Source organism: Salmonella sp. SAL04202 (genome assembly GCF_046550775.1).
GTDB classification, from domain to species: Bacteria; Pseudomonadota; Gammaproteobacteria; order Enterobacterales; family Enterobacteriaceae; genus Salmonella; species Salmonella enterica.
In genome coordinates this window covers 973,646-988,825 of the sequence record NZ_JBGDXK010000001.1, presented here as the reverse complement: position 1 = coordinate 988,825, position 15,180 = coordinate 973,646, and the positions used below count along the sequence as shown (strand labels likewise).

The 15,180-nt window shown below is 48.6% G+C and carries 21 protein-coding genes and 1 pseudogene; 9 read left to right on the top strand and 13 right to left on the bottom strand.

Translation table 11 applies throughout. From position 1 onward, the window contains the following. The first annotated feature begins 5 nt into the window (after positions 1 to 5). The 3 genes from ACLJQJ_RS04980 to ACLJQJ_RS04970 all read left to right on the top strand — a co-directional run bounded on the left by ACLJQJ_RS04980 (position 6) and on the right by ACLJQJ_RS04970 (position 3,806). Positions 6 to 1,289 (top strand): YeaH/YhbH family protein, encoded by a 1,284-nt coding sequence (locus ACLJQJ_RS04980; protein ID WP_000219721.1) that lies wholly within the window; start codon positions 6 to 8, stop codon positions 1,287 to 1,289. Positions 1,290 to 1,744: 455 nt separating this feature from the next. Beyond that, positions 1,745 to 3,238: a diguanylate cyclase DgcJ gene (gene dgcJ / locus ACLJQJ_RS04975; protein WP_063809663.1), complete on the top strand. Its 1,494-nt coding sequence runs from the start codon at positions 1,745 to 1,747 to the stop codon at positions 3,236 to 3,238. Between the two features lie 49 nt (positions 3,239 to 3,287). Further along, on the top strand, positions 3,288 to 3,806 hold the full coding sequence (locus ACLJQJ_RS04970) for a YbaK/prolyl-tRNA synthetase associated domain-containing protein (RefSeq protein ID WP_010989016.1): 519 nt from the start codon (positions 3,288 to 3,290) through the stop codon (positions 3,804 to 3,806). Between the two features lie 144 nt (positions 3,807 to 3,950). Here ACLJQJ_RS04970 and yoaI read toward each other — a convergent pair whose 3' ends face one another. Continuing rightward, positions 3,951 to 4,058 (bottom strand): small membrane protein YoaI, encoded by a 108-nt coding sequence (gene yoaI, locus ACLJQJ_RS04965; RefSeq protein ID WP_000272239.1) that lies wholly within the window; start codon positions 4,056 to 4,058, stop codon positions 3,951 to 3,953. A gap of 205 nt (positions 4,059 to 4,263) precedes the next feature. Between yoaI and ACLJQJ_RS04960 the strand changes: the two genes are divergently transcribed. Next, a complete protein-coding gene (locus ACLJQJ_RS04960; protein ID WP_000460698.1) occupies positions 4,264 to 4,710 on the top strand; it encodes a DUF441 domain-containing protein in 447 nt (148 codons plus the stop codon). Here the strand turns inward: ACLJQJ_RS04960 and ACLJQJ_RS04955 are convergent. After that, positions 4,690 to 5,484, bottom strand: a complete 795-nt coding sequence (locus ACLJQJ_RS04955) for an AraC family transcriptional regulator (protein WP_048348861.1) — start codon at positions 5,482 to 5,484, stop codon at positions 4,690 to 4,692. The genes ACLJQJ_RS04960 and ACLJQJ_RS04955 overlap by 21 nt on opposite strands. Before the next feature lie 100 nt (positions 5,485 to 5,584). On the opposite strand from ACLJQJ_RS04955, the gene ACLJQJ_RS04950 reads away from it, so the two are divergent. Together ACLJQJ_RS04950 and ACLJQJ_RS04945 are read left to right on the top strand one after the other, a co-directional pair. Then, the gene (locus ACLJQJ_RS04950; RefSeq protein WP_000205342.1) at positions 5,585 to 6,769 is read left to right on the top strand and encodes a CynX/NimT family MFS transporter; all 1,185 of its coding nucleotides are present in this window, start codon (positions 5,585 to 5,587) and stop codon (positions 6,767 to 6,769) included. Between the two features lie 118 nt (positions 6,770 to 6,887). Continuing rightward, positions 6,888 to 7,235, top strand: a complete 348-nt coding sequence (locus ACLJQJ_RS04945; protein ID WP_001222527.1) for a DUF488 domain-containing protein — start codon at positions 6,888 to 6,890, stop codon at positions 7,233 to 7,235. On the opposite strand, the gene ACLJQJ_RS04940 is transcribed toward ACLJQJ_RS04945, so the two are convergent. Both ACLJQJ_RS04940 and ACLJQJ_RS04935 read right to left on the bottom strand, forming a co-directional pair. Next, complete coding sequence (locus tag ACLJQJ_RS04940) at positions 7,221 to 7,532, bottom strand: hypothetical protein (protein ID WP_000487126.1); 312 nt, start codon at positions 7,530 to 7,532, stop codon at positions 7,221 to 7,223. The genes ACLJQJ_RS04945 and ACLJQJ_RS04940 overlap by 15 nt on opposite strands. 68 nt (positions 7,533 to 7,600) lie before the next feature. Further along, complete coding sequence (locus ACLJQJ_RS04935; protein WP_000673492.1) at positions 7,601 to 7,852, bottom strand: DUF333 domain-containing protein; 252 nt, start codon at positions 7,850 to 7,852, stop codon at positions 7,601 to 7,603. A 195-nt stretch (positions 7,853 to 8,047) separates the two neighbouring features. Here ACLJQJ_RS04935 and ACLJQJ_RS04930 point away from each other — a divergent pair, with 195 nt between their 5' ends. Further along, a complete protein-coding gene (locus ACLJQJ_RS04930) occupies positions 8,048 to 8,146 on the top strand; it encodes a YoaK family small membrane protein (RefSeq protein ID WP_001589065.1) in 99 nt (32 codons plus the stop codon). A 138-nt stretch (positions 8,147 to 8,284) separates the two neighbouring features. Here ACLJQJ_RS04930 and ACLJQJ_RS04925 read toward each other — a convergent pair whose 3' ends face one another. The 6 genes from ACLJQJ_RS04925 to ACLJQJ_RS04900 form a co-directional block, all read right to left on the bottom strand. Continuing rightward, entirely contained in the window at positions 8,285 to 8,533 is a 249-nt protein-coding gene (locus tag ACLJQJ_RS04925) for a GlsB/YeaQ/YmgE family stress response membrane protein (protein ID WP_000512149.1), read from the bottom strand. A gap of 313 nt (positions 8,534 to 8,846) precedes the next feature. Then, complete coding sequence (locus ACLJQJ_RS04920; RefSeq protein ID WP_001576139.1) at positions 8,847 to 9,488, bottom strand: hypothetical protein; 642 nt, start codon at positions 9,486 to 9,488, stop codon at positions 8,847 to 8,849. A gap of 229 nt (positions 9,489 to 9,717) precedes the next feature. Next, positions 9,718 to 9,900 carry a DUF1869 domain-containing protein gene (locus tag ACLJQJ_RS04915; RefSeq protein ID WP_000513733.1) on the bottom strand — a complete coding sequence of 61 codons (183 nt, stop codon included), beginning with the start codon at positions 9,898 to 9,900 and terminating at the stop codon, positions 9,718 to 9,720. A 2-nt stretch (positions 9,901 to 9,902) separates the two neighbouring features. Further along, positions 9,903 to 10,265: a DUF1971 domain-containing protein YeaR gene (gene yeaR, locus ACLJQJ_RS04910; RefSeq protein WP_001248993.1), complete on the bottom strand. Its 363-nt coding sequence runs from the start codon at positions 10,263 to 10,265 to the stop codon at positions 9,903 to 9,905. A gap of 173 nt (positions 10,266 to 10,438) precedes the next feature. Further along, on the bottom strand, positions 10,439 to 11,077 hold the full coding sequence (gene leuE / locus ACLJQJ_RS04905) for a leucine efflux protein LeuE (protein ID WP_000457190.1): 639 nt from the start codon (positions 11,075 to 11,077) through the stop codon (positions 10,439 to 10,441). A 195-nt stretch (positions 11,078 to 11,272) separates the two neighbouring features. Continuing rightward, positions 11,273 to 11,818 (bottom strand): chorismate mutase, encoded by a 546-nt coding sequence (locus ACLJQJ_RS04900; protein ID WP_063809680.1) that lies wholly within the window; start codon positions 11,816 to 11,818, stop codon positions 11,273 to 11,275. Between the two features lie 82 nt (positions 11,819 to 11,900). Between ACLJQJ_RS04900 and ACLJQJ_RS04895 the strand changes: the two are divergent. Both ACLJQJ_RS04895 and ACLJQJ_RS04890 read left to right on the top strand, forming a co-directional pair. Beyond that, positions 11,901 to 12,055 (top strand): annotated as a pseudogene (locus ACLJQJ_RS04895) (hypothetical protein). A 78-nt stretch (positions 12,056 to 12,133) separates the two neighbouring features. Further along, positions 12,134 to 12,382, top strand: coding sequence for a biofilm/acid-resistance regulator YmgB/AriR (locus ACLJQJ_RS04890; protein ID WP_000208086.1), 249 nt, complete (start codon positions 12,134 to 12,136; stop codon positions 12,380 to 12,382). A gap of 254 nt (positions 12,383 to 12,636) precedes the next feature. On the opposite strand, the gene ACLJQJ_RS04885 is transcribed toward ACLJQJ_RS04890, so the two are convergent. From ACLJQJ_RS04885 to aadA, 3 genes are all read right to left on the bottom strand, one after another. Next, a complete protein-coding gene (locus ACLJQJ_RS04885; protein WP_000190263.1) occupies positions 12,637 to 13,485 on the bottom strand; it encodes a MerR family transcriptional regulator in 849 nt (282 codons plus the stop codon). 68 nt (positions 13,486 to 13,553) lie between these two features. Further along, positions 13,554 to 14,147, bottom strand: a complete 594-nt coding sequence (locus ACLJQJ_RS04880) for a helix-turn-helix domain-containing protein (protein ID WP_001562706.1) — start codon at positions 14,145 to 14,147, stop codon at positions 13,554 to 13,556. A gap of 143 nt (positions 14,148 to 14,290) precedes the next feature. Beyond that, positions 14,291 to 15,079: a cryptic aminoglycoside nucleotidyltransferase ANT(3'')/ANT(9) gene (gene aadA, locus ACLJQJ_RS04875; protein WP_063809516.1), complete on the bottom strand. Its 789-nt coding sequence runs from the start codon at positions 15,077 to 15,079 to the stop codon at positions 14,291 to 14,293. Positions 15,080 to 15,180 lie beyond the last annotated feature (101 nt).

Genomic DNA, 15,180 nt, shown 5'->3' with positions numbered 1-15,180 from the left:
GGCATATGACCTGGTTCATAGACCGACGTCTTAACGGCAAAAATAAAAGCACGGTGAATCGCCAGCGCTTTTTGCGTCGTTATAAAGCACAAATTAAGCAGTCGATTTCCGAAGCGATTAATAAACGCTCTGTGACCGATGTCGACAGCGGAGAGTCCGTCTCTATTCCAACCGATGATATTAGCGAACCGATGTTTCATCAGGGGCGCGGCGGTCTGCGCCATCGCGTCCATCCGGGTAACGATCACTTTATCCAGAATGATCGCATTGAGCGTCCGCAAGGCGGTGGCGGCGGTTCCGGCAGCGGTCAAGGTCAGGCCAGCCAGGACGGCGAAGGCCAGGATGAGTTTGTTTTTCAGATTTCAAAAGATGAGTATCTGGATCTGCTCTTTGAAGATTTAGCGCTGCCTAATCTGAAAAAAAACCAGCATCGCCAGCTTAACGAGTATAAAACTCACCGCGCCGGTTTCACCTCAAACGGCGTGCCGGCCAATATCAGCGTGGTACGTTCGCTACAAAACTCTCTGGCGCGCCGTACAGCAATGACGGCAGGAAAACGCCGCGAACTGCACGCGCTGGAAACGGAACTGGAGACCATCAGCCACAGCGAACCAGCTCAACTGCTTGAAGAGGAGCGGTTACGTCGGGAGATTGCCGAACTACGGGCTAAAATCGAGCGAGTGCCGTTTATCGACACCTTTGATTTACGCTATAAAAATTATGAAAAACGGCCTGAGCCCTCCAGCCAGGCGGTGATGTTCTGTCTGATGGACGTCTCGGGTTCGATGGACCAGGCAACCAAAGATATGGCCAAGCGTTTTTACATTCTGCTTTATCTGTTTTTGAGCCGAACGTATAAGAACGTAGAAGTGGTTTATATCCGCCACCATACCCAGGCGAAGGAAGTGGACGAACATGAGTTCTTTTATTCGCAAGAGACCGGGGGGACGATTGTCTCCAGCGCGCTTAAACTCATGGATGAAGTGGTTAAAGAGCGCTACGACCCGGGGCAATGGAACATCTATGCGGCGCAAGCGTCAGACGGTGATAACTGGGCCGACGATTCACCGCTGTGTCATGAGATTCTGGCGAAAAAGCTGCTGCCGGTAGTGCGCTATTACAGCTATATTGAGATTACCCGCCGCGCCCACCAGACCTTATGGCGCGAGTATGAACATCTACAGGCGACGTTCGATAACTTCGCCATGCAGCATATTCGCGATCAGGAGGATATTTATCCGGTATTCCGCGAATTGTTTCAGAAACAGAGCGCCAATCAAAGTGCATAACCCTAAATCAGCCCGTAATGCGTCACGGGCTGATTTATCACTAACAAGGCGATTATACATACCGCCACTACAATAGCCGTAAACCTGTATATCAACTGACTGGATTTACCCTACATGCTCTTACTTACCACTGAAAGCCTATGGATTTATTAATGCCAGCAATGCTCACCAGAAGGTGGCGGGAATTGCAGAGAATCAGGTTTTGCAGCTTACAAAAAAGTCATAAAAACCATTTGATTTTCGTTAGTGTTAAATCGATGCCGTTAATTAACAATTTACTTTTTGCGACAATAGTTACGACTGAAAATATCAACATCACATATTATTGAATTTATTAAATCGAGAATGATTTTTATTTCATAACATCAACACGTTTTATTTTTAAACAGTCTATTAGAGGAATTCTCATCGCTATGGTAAACTAACGCATCCGACTTTCAGGGCTGTAGTTCATCATGAATTTGCATCATAAAGCGCTCAGGCACTTTATCTCAGCAAGCGTCATCGTTTTGACATCGTCCTTCCTGATTTACGAACTTATTGCCAGCGACAGGGCAATGAATGCCTATATGCGTTATATCATGGAGAGAGCCGATTCGTCGTTTTTGTACGATAAGTACCAGAATCAAAGCATCGCCGCACATTTGATGCGAACTTTTGAAGCGCCGGGAGATCCCGTCACTGCAGAAAAACGCCGCGCGTTTTGCGACGCCTTTGAGGCTATTAACGGTACGCACGGTGTCAACCTGACCCGGCATAATTATCCGGCGCTACATGGCACCCTGCAAACCGCCGCTACACAATGTACCGATAATCTTGATGACGCCCTTTTACTGCCTGCATTTGATCAGGCGGTAAGCATCAACCGTTCGCAGGACGACCACAGTCACGGGCTGGGCACACTGGAGCTTAAATTCCGTTATTACGTTGATTTAAATAAATATTATGTCTATTTCTATGATTTAATCAACTCACGGCGCTTCGCCATGCATCGTTGGACTTTTTTACAAAAAGGCACAATGGGTATTAACAGAAAAGATATAGATAAACTTTTTACCGGCCGTACGGTTATTTCAAGTATTTACATGGATGATATTACCCAGGAAAACGTCATGAGCTTTTTAACGCCAGTCTATCTGGCGGGAACGTTAAAAGGTATCGTGATGGTGGATGTTAACCAGGATAATTTAAAAAATATTTTTTATACTCAGGACCGTCCGCTGGTTTGGCGTTATCTTAACGTAACACTAAAGGACATGGACTCCGGAAAAGAAATTCTTATTAATCAAAGCAAAAATAATCTGTTTCAATATGTGAATTATAGCCATGATATCCCTGGTGGACTGCGCGTTTCGTTGTCCCTTGATTTAACCTATTTCCTTGTCTCGTCCTGGAAAGCGCTGGCCTTTTACTTACTGGCAACGGCGCTCCTGCTTAATATGGTACGGATGCACTTTCGGCTTTATCGCAACGTCACACGCGAAAATATTAGCGATGCCATGACCGGGCTTTACAACCGTAAAATATTAACACCGGTGCTGGAACAGCGACTGCAACGCCTGGTCAATACCGGGACGCCGGTGACATTTGTCGCTATTGATTGCGATAGGTTAAAACTGATCAACGATACCCAGGGGCACCAGGAAGGCGACCGAATTATAACCCTGTTGGCGAAAGCGATTAAAACATCGATTCGTAAAAGCGATTACGCCATTCGCCTCGGCGGCGATGAGTTCTGTATTATTCTTGTTGATTACGCGGCGGATTTGGCTATCCATCTGCCGGAGCGTATTATTCGTAACCTGCAAATTATCGCACCGGATAAGACAGTCCATTTTTCTGCCGGGATTTATAATATGCAGCCCAATGATACGATTAATGATGCCTACCAGGCTTCCGATGCGCAGCTCTATCTGAACAAACAACAAAAACAACATCGTTCATCATAGTGCTTCGCAGTAAATGTTCATATTGCACCAGGAGTGAGAAATGGCCGAAATGACTGAAGTCGCGAAGGGTGTCGCTACACACCAACGTTTAGTGGCTTTATTAACCCAGGAGAACGCGCGCTATCGTGTGGTGAACCATGAAGCGGTAGGGAAATGCGAAGCGGTATCTGAAATACGCGGTACTGCGCTGGGCCAGGGCGCAAAAGCGCTGGTCTGTAAAGTCAAAGGCAACGGCGTCAACCAGCACGTTCTTGCTATTCTGGCGGCCGATCAGCAAGCCGACCTCTCTCAGCTTGCTTCACATCTGGGCGGCTTACGCGCTTCCCTTGCCAGCCCGGCGGAAGTCGATATGCTGACCGGCTGCGTTTTTGGCGCGATCCCGCCTTTCAGTTTTCACCCTAATCTGAAACTGGTCGCCGATCCGCTCCTGTTTGAGCGTTTCGATGAAATTGCCTTTAATGCCGGCCTGCTGGAAAAATCAGTCATTATGAATACACAGGACTATCTGCGCATCGCCCGACCAGAACTGGCAGTTTTCCGCCGCTTTCAGTCATCGCCAACGGCTTAGAGCCTATCCCACCAGGCGTTATTGGCGCAGCCAGTTTGGACACGGACAGCGCGCAAAAACCGGAGCGTACACGTAGTACGTGAGGATTTTGAGCACTGCCCAGGTCCAAAATGGCAAGTAAAATAGCCCTAATGGGATAGGCTCTTAGTCCCCTTCCCCTTCAAGGAGCAATACCGACACAACGATAATGATAAAAATGGCGAAAAACGACGCCGTAATCATCAGCGCTTCAAGAAACGGTGGATCGTACATAATTGTATCCTCAGGAAGACAACAATGACGGTTCACCTGTTAGCAATACGCGGCGTTGATGGCAATTTAATGACAACGCCGTTTTTCACGTAGAGATTGTCTTTCAGGCAGTTGCCTGAAATCCGCATCAATCGTTAAAAAGGCCTGTGCGCTTTGCCGTTTGGGCGTAAAGTAGTCAGGCTTACTTTTTGGCAAGGAAACCATAATGTTTGATGTCACTCTGCTGATCCTGCTCGGACTGGCAGCTCTGGGATTTATCAGCCACAACACCACTGTCGCCGTCTCAATTCTGGTGCTGATTATTGTCCGCGTAACCCCGTTGAATACCTTTTTTCCCTGGATTGAAAAACAGGGACTCACCGTCGGGATTATCATTCTGACCATCGGCGTGATGGCTCCCATCGCCAGCGGAACCCTACCGCCCTCCACATTGATCCACTCTTTTGTGAACTGGAAATCGCTGGTCGCGATTGCCGTCGGCGTTTTCGTCTCCTGGCTGGGCGGCCGCGGCATTACGCTGATGGGAAACCAACCGCAGCTCGTCGCCGGGCTGCTGGTCGGTACGGTACTTGGCGTCGCGCTGTTTCGCGGCGTGCCGGTCGGCCCACTGATTGCGGCGGGGTTGGTCTCTTTAATTGTGGGGAAACAGTAACTCGCCCGTCAGATACTGGCCTGGCGTCTGCCCCAGGCCTTTTTTAAACATGGTAATGAATGCCGTGGTGGAATCATAACCCAGCATTTGCGCCGTCTGCTGTACATTACGCCCCGCGATCAGCGCTTGTAGCGCCAGAATTAATTGCAACTGATGACGCCAGCGACGAAAGCTTAGTCCCGTCTCTTTGACGACCAGCCGGGCAAGGTTACGCTCGCTCATCGCGAATACGCTGGCCCACTGCCCTAACGTATTCCATCGCGCGGGCTCCTGCGCCATTGTCTCAACCATTTGGCGAATTTTCGGATGCCCCGATACCGGTAATTGCAATTGTTCCTGCGGCTGCTGCGGCAGTTCATCAAACAACACCTGAATAAGGCGCTGCGTTGGCATTTGCGCTCTTTCGGGATCGGTTCTGCGCGCCAGCGATAAAATCAACTCCCGGCATAACGGCGAAATTTTCAGCGTGCAGCAACGCTCCGGCATGACGACCGCTGCAGGTTCAATAAATAAAAAGCACAGCTCCGCCCCTGCGGTCACATGATTACTGTGCGGCAGCGAGCCGGGGAGCCAGACGGCATACTGGGGCGGAACCATCCACATCGCATTTTCCACCTCACAGGTGATCGCGCCGTGCAGAGCGAGGATCAACTGTCCCTTGCGATGCTGATGGCGAGGGCTAAACAGTTCATCATCCCTGGCGCGAATACAAAAGGCCACAGCGGCATCGTGGTGAAGGTCGGGATCGTAACCGTCCAGTCTCAGACCAATCATTATATTGTCCGATTTTAGCGATAAATTGTCATTTTAGCTTGATTCATCCAAACAGTAAAAACTGTTAAGGTATCGCCTCGCCTGACGAGATGAGAAAACGATGACGACAGCCCTTTCACCACGCGGCAAACAGGGCGCTTTACTGATTGCCGGTATTTTGATGATAGCCACTACGCTACGTGTAACATTTACCGGCGCTGCGCCGTTGCTGGAGACAATCCGTTCGGATTACGGTCTTTCCACCGCCCAGACGGGCCTGCTAACAACCTTGCCGCTTCTGGCGTTTGCGCTGGTTTCGCCGCTGGCGGCCGGTATTGCCCGCCGGTTTGGGATGGAACGCAGTCTGTTTGCCGCAATGCTGCTGATTTGCGCGGGTATTGCCCTCCGCTCCCTGCCCTCCGCTGCATTGTTGTTTGCCGGAACTGCCATTATTGGGTGCGGGATAGCGCTGGGTAATGTGCTGCTACCAGGATTGATTAAGCGCGATTTTTCACAACATGTCGCCAGGCTGACGGGCGCGTACTCATTGACGATGGGCGCCGCCGCCGCGTTGGGGTCTGCGCTGGTGGTTCCGCTGGCGTTGCACGGTTTTGGCTGGCGCGGCGCGCTGTTAATGCTGATGCTGTTTCCGCTGTTGGCGTTTCTTATCTGGTTGCCGCAGTGGCGCACTACCCGCTCAGCTAACCTGAGTAGCTCCCGGGCATTACATGAACGCGGTATCTGGCGTTCGCCTTTAGCCTGGCAAGTTACGTTGTTTCTGGGACTTAACTCACTGATTTATTATGTGATTATCGGCTGGTTACCAACAATACTCATCAGCCACGGTTACAGCGAAGCACAGGCAGGATCGCTACATGGCCTGCTGCAACTGGCGACCGCGGCGCCTGGGTTAGCTATTCCGCTTATTTTGCATCGCTTTAACGATCAACGCTGGATTGCCGCGCTGGTCTCACTCTTGTGCGCAGTGGGCGCGGCGGGGCTTTGGTTTGTGCCGGGCCAGGCTGTCATCTGGACGCTACTGTTCGGCTTCGGTTCAGGCGCGACGATGATCCTCGGCCTGACGTTTATCGGCCTGCGCGCCAGTTCGGCGCATCAGGCGGCGGCGCTTTCCGGCATGGCGCAGTCGGTCGGGTATTTACTGGCGGCATGTGGGCCGCCCGTCATGGGAAAACTTCATGATGCCAGCGGTAGCTGGTATCTGCCGCTATCGGGCGTAACGGTTCTGGCTATCATCATGGCGATTTTCGGCCTCTACGCCGGACGCGATCGAGAGATAGCGTCATAAATAAACCTGATACCCACTTGAATGCCTGATGACGCTTCGTTTATCAGGCCTGATCCATTAAAATCATTACCGCTATCCGACAAAAGTACCGTAAGCGACACCAACACAGGAGGGAAAAATGCGAATCCAGTGTAAGCGCGTCTATTTCCCGGCGGAAAAAGACGATGGTTATCGGGTATTGGTTGACAGGCTATGGCCGCGCGGCATTAAAAAAGCAGCGCTGGTCTATGATGAATGGAATAAGGCCATTACGCCCTCCACCGAATTGCGCAAAGCCTTTCATAGCGAACTGATTGATTTTAACCACTTCGCGCAGCAATACCGGGCAGAACTTGCGCAACAGCATCAAGAAGGCAAACGGCTGGCGGATATTGCCCGACACCAGCCGCTAACGTTGCTATACGCCGCTAAAGATACTCGCCAGAACCATGCCATTGTGCTGGCAGAGTGGCTACGAGAGCTGTGATTGTCGTGCCGCCGCCTGGCCTGGTTGTCTGTCCGGGGACAACGGCATCAAATGTTCTGCCCGCACCCAGGCAAAACCGTGCTGACCATCGGCGGAGGCTACATCGCCCGTGACCAGCCACAGCGCCCGAGGCGCTTCTTTCGGCAGTAAGGTGACGTGTCCATTTACCGGGTTAATGAATTCATCTCCGGGTTGACACAGGCAAAATAGCTCAACCGATTTACCAATATTCTGCCGTCCGGCGGGTGTTTTAGCGCCAATAACTATTGCCAACGCGCCCGGCTTTAACTGAAACATATTTTCTTGCGCCGCATGAAACTCATTATCAGATTGTTCTTAATCATATCCCGTCGGACCGCAGGTTGTCACTTTTTCGTATCAGGGTGCTCTCTGCGCCATAATGTCCACTCATCAATGATTTCGCCATTGGGCAATTTGCAATCGGAACGCACGCCTTGTGGGGTCTGCACCGGCATCAGCGTACCGCCCTGTTGCTCACAGTAGACGGCTGCCGGATTAGGCATCCCAATACGCGGCGGCCTGGGGGCGTTGGGTTGCGACGATGAACAAGCGCTCAGCAGCAATACGCCTGGCAACGCAATCCACGTAAATTTCATAACGACTCCTTAAAGCGATATTTTGTCCAGGATAACCTGGCGGGTACGCTATTTCCATACTTTCTGTCAGCGCTTTAGTGGGTGTTTATCCCGGGTTAAGTCAGTAATAACCACGCCCTGTCACAAAGCAACCGACCTTTTGTCGCTGAGAAAACCCTGCTATTCTGGCGCCCCCTGAACAGTGAAGGTAATAGCATGAGAGTGGGTATCCTCTTCCCTGTCGTCATTTTCATTACGGCAATATTATTTTTGGCATGGTTTTTTATTGGCGGTTACGCCGCGCCGGGAGCATAACCATGAGGAAAACAACGATGGTGTTGATGGGCATCGCGCTAATTGCGGTGGCGGGTACCGAACTGGGCTGGTGGTAAATTCATTTTGAATAATAAAGGCTACCTGTCGTAGCCTTTATTATCTCTGAAAGTTCTGCGTTTAGCTTTTGATTTTTCTGTAGATTAACAGCACGACAATCGCGCCGATCACCGCGACTGCAAAGCTGCCGAAGTTGAAACCATCCACTTTGCCAAAGCCAAAGAACGTACTGATCCATCCTCCGACTACCGCACCAACGATCCCCAGAATGATCGTCATAAAGAATCCGCCGCCATCTTTACCTGGCATGATCCACTTAGCCAAAATACCCGCAATAAGTCCAAAAATAATCCATGAAAGAATGCCCATTTTTTCCTCACTTATGTCTTAACGTTAGCGGTTTATTTGCCGTTAAAAAGAATAGCACATCGTCAGGAAAGTGAAGTTTGTGATATCCATCACCTTTTAGCGCCGTGGATAAAAGCGCATAAATATCAGGGTTGCAATCATTAATGATAACGATTATCTTTATCAACACCGAGTAGTTGAGTTTATAACCCACCTGTTCGGTACGACATTGCTCACATTGCTTCCAGTATTATTTGCCCGCCTCACCGAGTGCGGGCTTTTTTTGCTAACCGCTATCTATCCCATGTCGAATTCATGGTCTTTTTCAGCCGCGCTATTTTGCGTGATACGGGGTCATCTCCAGCGCCGTACATTCATCCTGCTTGTCCTGCTGCATAAACACCACGGTCACCATAAACAAACCGATCATAAATGGCACTTCATAAAGCTCTTCAATCAAATCTGTGTAACGAGCGTTATGCAGGAATATCGGCGACAACCACCGATGATGCTCGACAGTGTCGGAAATCAGATATGAACATGCCGTCACGGTAAACAGCCACAATGGCAGAGGAGCGTCCCGTAGGCGACGAACAATCTCCTTACGGAGCCCGGCAGAAAACAGGACTGGCAAGACTAACGCAGCAATTAATAGCACTGAAATCGTTCTGAACAGCATACGCGGCTCGTCAGGGAAATAGTCACGCCCCCAACTGGTGCTTCTACCCAATAGCACCACCCACCAGACAACAGCCCATAGCCAAAACTGCTTTGCCCCTTCGGGACGGGAAAGTGGCCGTATATACCAGGCGGTAAATAGCGCCCCAAACAGTAACCATAACGCTTGTCCGTTTTCAATCCATCGGACCACCACGCCGTTAAGCAAAGGCAATTGCCAGTCCGCCGTAAACGGGATGACCACAGCGGCAAGCGCAAGAGTAAGTGCTGACGAAGTTAATCGGGTATCGAGTTTCATGATTATAAGACTCTTCTGGTTTTTAATACCCAATCATAAGTTTTATGAATACGCTCTCATTAGCAAACAATGCGATATTCTTAATGTTTTCTTAATGTTTCTTTTCAACCCATGTCTGATGTAAATAAACAGCGCTTTTCAATACGCAAAAACCGCATCACGCTGGCGACGCGCGATGCGGCTTCTGATTTAAAAAATCACTTTATATCAAATAGATACTACAAGATCCTTACCAACCGCAAACGTCGTGTTCGTTTTCGGTATCGTAGGAACGCACGGTATTGACCAAATCCTTCACAACTTCTGCTGCAACTTCAGGTACCAGCAACGTCATCGGTGCTTCCGTTTCATAGTCCACAGAGACGCCGTTGCTATTATTCGTGACCGTGACGGTATAAGTGGCTTTTCCCATTATTATTCTCTCCCGGCATGAATGACTTTTCGTGAGGTCGCCCCTTCCATCAGTACTTCCGGCGCGACAAAAAAGTCGATGTTAAAATAGGTATCATCCGTCATGACCTCAATATTGTGCCACTTTTCCGGAGGAAACACGCCAAACTCGCCGGCATTGATCACCATGATCTCTTCCGGCTCAGAGCAATGTTCATCAGCGTATCCGAGATATTTGACCGCCCCCTGCATCACCGAGAGGCGAGGATAAACGCCGGGTCGCGTTCCCTTATCAAGGTGGCGTTCGAAAATTCCGGCAGGCGCCGTCTCTTTGTTCCAGAAGGGCGTGGAACGTGTATGGATATGATTTTGTGGAATTTGCCGCATTTGCTTCCCTCTTCACGCAGGTTACTCAGCGATAATCTCATCGCTGTCGTAAAAAGGTTACGCTCCAAAAACAGTATTTTAAATACCATTTATTGGTTACTATTTTGCTGTTTTCCACGCAATAAAACCGAAAGGAGAGCAATGACCCGCCGTTGACGACGGGTCCGGGAGGGTTAAGACTGGAGCGTTGCCAGGCGGGCGGCAAACCCGACGAAAAGAAGGCCAATCAAAGAATTGCCCACTTTTGCCAGTTTCTTTTTGGTACCAATATAGTGGGTTACAAAAGCGCCAGAAAGAATTAAAAAGCTCAGATAGCAAAAACTGACGATTTCAAGGGTGGTGGCCAAAATAAAAAATGACACCCCAGTATGCGGCGCAGTAACATCAATAAATTGCACAAAAAAGGAAACATAAAAAAGTATGGCTTTAGGATTCGTCAGGCTAAGAATTAAAGCACGCTTAAAAATAGCGCCAAAAGGAACTACCGTTTCCGTCGCCGCACGCCCTTTTGAGGTCAGAGTGGCGTAAAGGATTTTTGCGCCAAGGTAGAGCAGATAAAACGCGCCGAGATAGCGAACAATGTTAAACAGAACCGGCGTTGTTTTGATCAGCGTCGCCACGCCCGCATACGCCAGAAACATTAATATCGCATCGCCGATAAACACGCCGCATGCGGCAAGATATCCTCCTTTAACCCCGCGTCCCACGCTATTTTTAAGCACAAAAAGCGTATTCGGCCCCGGTACCAGAACGATAAAAATCGCCCCGACCAGGTACGTCCAATAATTCAGAACACCATACTCCGCGAACACATTAACCTCTTCCTGAAAACATTTACGCTTAGCTGCGAAACAGTATGCTAACGAATGCACCGGAAGATGGGAAGCGAAACCACGTCTCTCCAGCCGCTATTCCGCCACGCTTATATCCCCATCACCCAAAAACGTTCTTTTATCGCGCCCCCGCAGGCAATCACCCGGTATTGGCCCACGTTTCCTCATGGGGGATTAACGCGCGCGTCGCACCAAAGATAGGGCTGCCAACACATCACTGATATCGCTCTCATTCAGATTCGGCGCATTAAAGTGCGTTCTCAGCCACACCATATCCTCATGGCTGAAAGCGCCGATCATCAGGCGCTGGCTGATAATGATCAACATTTGATTATCAAGTTGTCGAATACGTTGCCGGGTGACCGACAAGGTTTGTATCGGAAAGGAGGGTTCTGAGCCGGTTCGCCACTGCGCTAAATAGCGGTACTGTATCGCTTTACTGGCATCCATTAGCGAACGAATAAAAGGGGTTATCGAATGCGGGTCCAGACCGTTATTTTTCGCTTCTTCTTCAGCCTCGGCAAAAACATTTTGTTCACGTGTGAAATCCTCTATCGGCAGATGGTGCTTCATTTTATAAGCAGCCACATCTTTCATTAATAACATGCGTTCATTGAGCGCGGTTAAGAGCGCGCCAAGCGATACCGACGTTACCGAATCGGCAAAAGTGGTGCTGCACATCAATAAAGAACAAAGAAAAATGGCGATATGACGAATCATTAATCAACCTCCTTTTACGGAGGCCTGACAGTAATTTACCTTTATTAAGATAACATTAAGTAATTATTACAGATGGGTATTAATGCTTATTCGTTTAAACTGGAGTGATAAAAAGAACAGGCCGTTGATTCTACGGAATCTTCACCTTCACTTAAAGTGTATAAAATATACAACAAATCACACAAATGTGATGCACATCACGTTTTTATGATTTTTTATTACGGTTTTATGATATAGGTCTAATTTTAATAGGTCACTAATTTCTCTCCCCCGCTCAGGGAGATCGGCTTCAATTTACATCGAATATGGTGAAATATGACTACCATTACACTAGTCAACGAACAAAATAGTACTGGCAATCCTTTTTCTGCACATATGTTATGTGAACAGCGAGCTATTCAGGAAATTACTTACGAACTATTGCAATCGCAGCAGCATGTCTCAAATAAGGATATCATCGCCAAACTTATTGAAAAACTGGAAACAGAAAAAGACGTAGTGCAGCTTGATATTTACCGTAATGCCTTAGAAGCCGTTTTGTTTCAGACACCTGACGACATCTAATATATACCCAAAATAATGCGAGTTGCTTAAAGGCGGCAAGGGAGTGAGTCCCCAGGAGCATAGATAACTATGTGACTGGGGTGAACGACAAATCTGCCGGGAGCAGATTTGAACGTCGCGTGCGACGGCCCGTCAGGGCGAGGCCCATGGATGGGCCGAGTAATCCGTAGCCAACACATAAGCAACTTGAAGTATGAAGGGTATAAACAAGGGAGGGGGTTACTCCTCCCCTGTTCGTTAATAATGCAGATGCCTCAACGTGCGGTGCCTGATTTTTCGTAGCCGTTTGCATGGATTTGCGGTGCAACATGCTGCATGCTTTCTGGCATCTCATGCTGCCGATATACGGCTGGCAGTAATGTTAAGCCTGAGCCATTTTTCACATGAAGACTAAATTTACCCGATTCTTTTAAAGCCTGAATAAGATTTTCCTGCGCGGGAGTTAATGTCTCATCATGCCACAAAACAATATGCTCGAAAGACGTTGATAAAAGATCGGGCATCGGCGCCTGCCAGGGGATGACTTCAACTCGCATACCTTCACTACAATATTTAATCGTTTCCAGCCATAGCTCAATGGGGTCGTTCAGCGAAAACGCAGCAATAAGCATTGTGCCTGCTGGCGCCTTTCGTACGCTACTTAGCTGGAACGTGGCGTATTCAATAATCGCAGTATCCAGTAATGCCTTTTCAAATCGGCGTGCATCATCATCGCCTGCGGACAACCACAGCCGTAAAGGACGCAGTATTGACTCAATTACGATACACGGCGGAATTTCCCGACCATAACGCCAGAGTAATTTTCGCAATTTGGCGGGTTCGAATTTTCTACACTGCGCTAAAATCTCTTCCTGGTAGAATAACCATCCCGAGCGGCAATGCGTTTCTTCACCATAGAGGGCAGGTTTAATCTCTTTTAATGAAAAGCCTTTGCTTAACGCGTCGATAATATGCTGTATTCTGATAGCATCTTCTATGCAATAAAAACGATTGCCAGCTTCATCTTTGGTAGGTTGAAGCAGGCCATAGCGTTCCCAGGACCTGATATTTGCTGTTGTGACACCACACTGCGCCGCCATTGCGCTAATACTAAAAGTAGCCATGCCTGTCTGGCCTCATGATGATGTAAGAAAGCATAGTGAACCTAAACGCCATCAGAAGCAAATCATTATTAAGCAATGACCTTACTATTTACACGGGAAATTACATTATCAACATTATTTATTGTAAGCCAGTGCGTAAAGGCTTTAGAAACGGACAGTATTTGATAATCCAGAACTGTTCTACAACCTAATTTAGTCAGAACATGGTAGCGTACTGAGTAAATAGTTTTTAAATGTACATTCAGCTCACAGCTTATTTGTCGGATATCCATTCCTTTAACAAGCATCGCCAAAACATTTCTTTCATTCGCCGTTAATCTGACTTTCTCTGACCTGGGAAAAAATTGACCAGCAGCGGCCAAAATCAGTAACTCACGCCACTCAGCAATAGAGGCATCGACCTTTATTCGATATATAGCATGATGTTCATCAATAAAGTTATATTCATTATGGGTAACAATTCCAATGAGTACCGTTTTAAATGTGGAAGTAATATACTGCTGTACGGTGTAGTAATCGTCGATATCAAAAATAATATAATTTACGTTGCCAGCTATTATTGCGACGTCCTTAAATAAGGACTCCAGACCATAATTAAGAAACAGGTTTTCGCTCAATAGTCTTGTATCTGTCTTTAAAACAGATGATGCGGAACCAGTCATATCCACCTCAACAAAACGAGAGCCATGTGGGAATATCCATTCGATGGCCGCATAAGATCATCTGCTTACTTCAGCGATGAGAACCTATTAAGTAGTAGTTGAGGAACGCCGTTTGCGCAACCTGACAGACGTCCTGGGGCATCTTATGTGAACTGCGTGGGGATGTGCGCTTTGGCAAAATCCACAAAGCGTACGACCGCAGGCAGCAAAATATGCCAGTCCTGTTGCTCCAGACCTAAATATTCACGCTGCGCCGCACGCAACGTGGCAGCATAATCTTCTGGCAACTGAGGTAACAGCCAGTCAGCCGCCGCATCCTTAGAGGTAAATCTCCCGGTAGAAAGGGTATACCAGATACGCGCCAGGGTTAAAACGATATGATACTCATCTCCCTGCACATCTGCCGTGGATTGCCAAAGGTCGAGGGGATAACGCAAGGCCTTCAGCAACTGCGCCGCAGGGGCTGGCGTGAACAGCCGTTCCGCGCGTTCTCCCTTTAGCGGTATACTGGTTTCCAGAATTTGGGTTATCAGTAACACAATGTCCCAGTCCTGTTGCGCTGGTTCATAAATCCCCTGGCAAATGTCCTCTCTTAGCCACTCGCCAAATTGCATTTCCCGGGCAGGTGGAAAACACCAGGGAACCAGCTGCGAATAAAGCACGACCGTGGCCTCCAGAGCGCGTTTTTCTGCTGACGCCTCCGGCGGCGATGAAAGCGCCAGCAATTCCTGCATCAGCGTTGCGCGTTGGGCCTCCGTCAGCGGCTGGCATATTGTCACCAGCAGATCAATGTCGCTGTTTGGCTTCAGACCGCCCGCGACAGCGGAACCATATAAATGAATAGCACGCAACGTATCGCCTGTGACACGAGTAATCAGGCGACACGCCGCTTCCGTTTGGCATTGAATCGAGGGCGGTATGGACAGCGTCATCGTTGCTCCGGGGGCACAGGTATTTTTTATATTGATTGCCAGAAATATGGCATAACGGCAGAAAAAAGCTCGCTATTCATAGCGAGCTTTTAACATTGCAT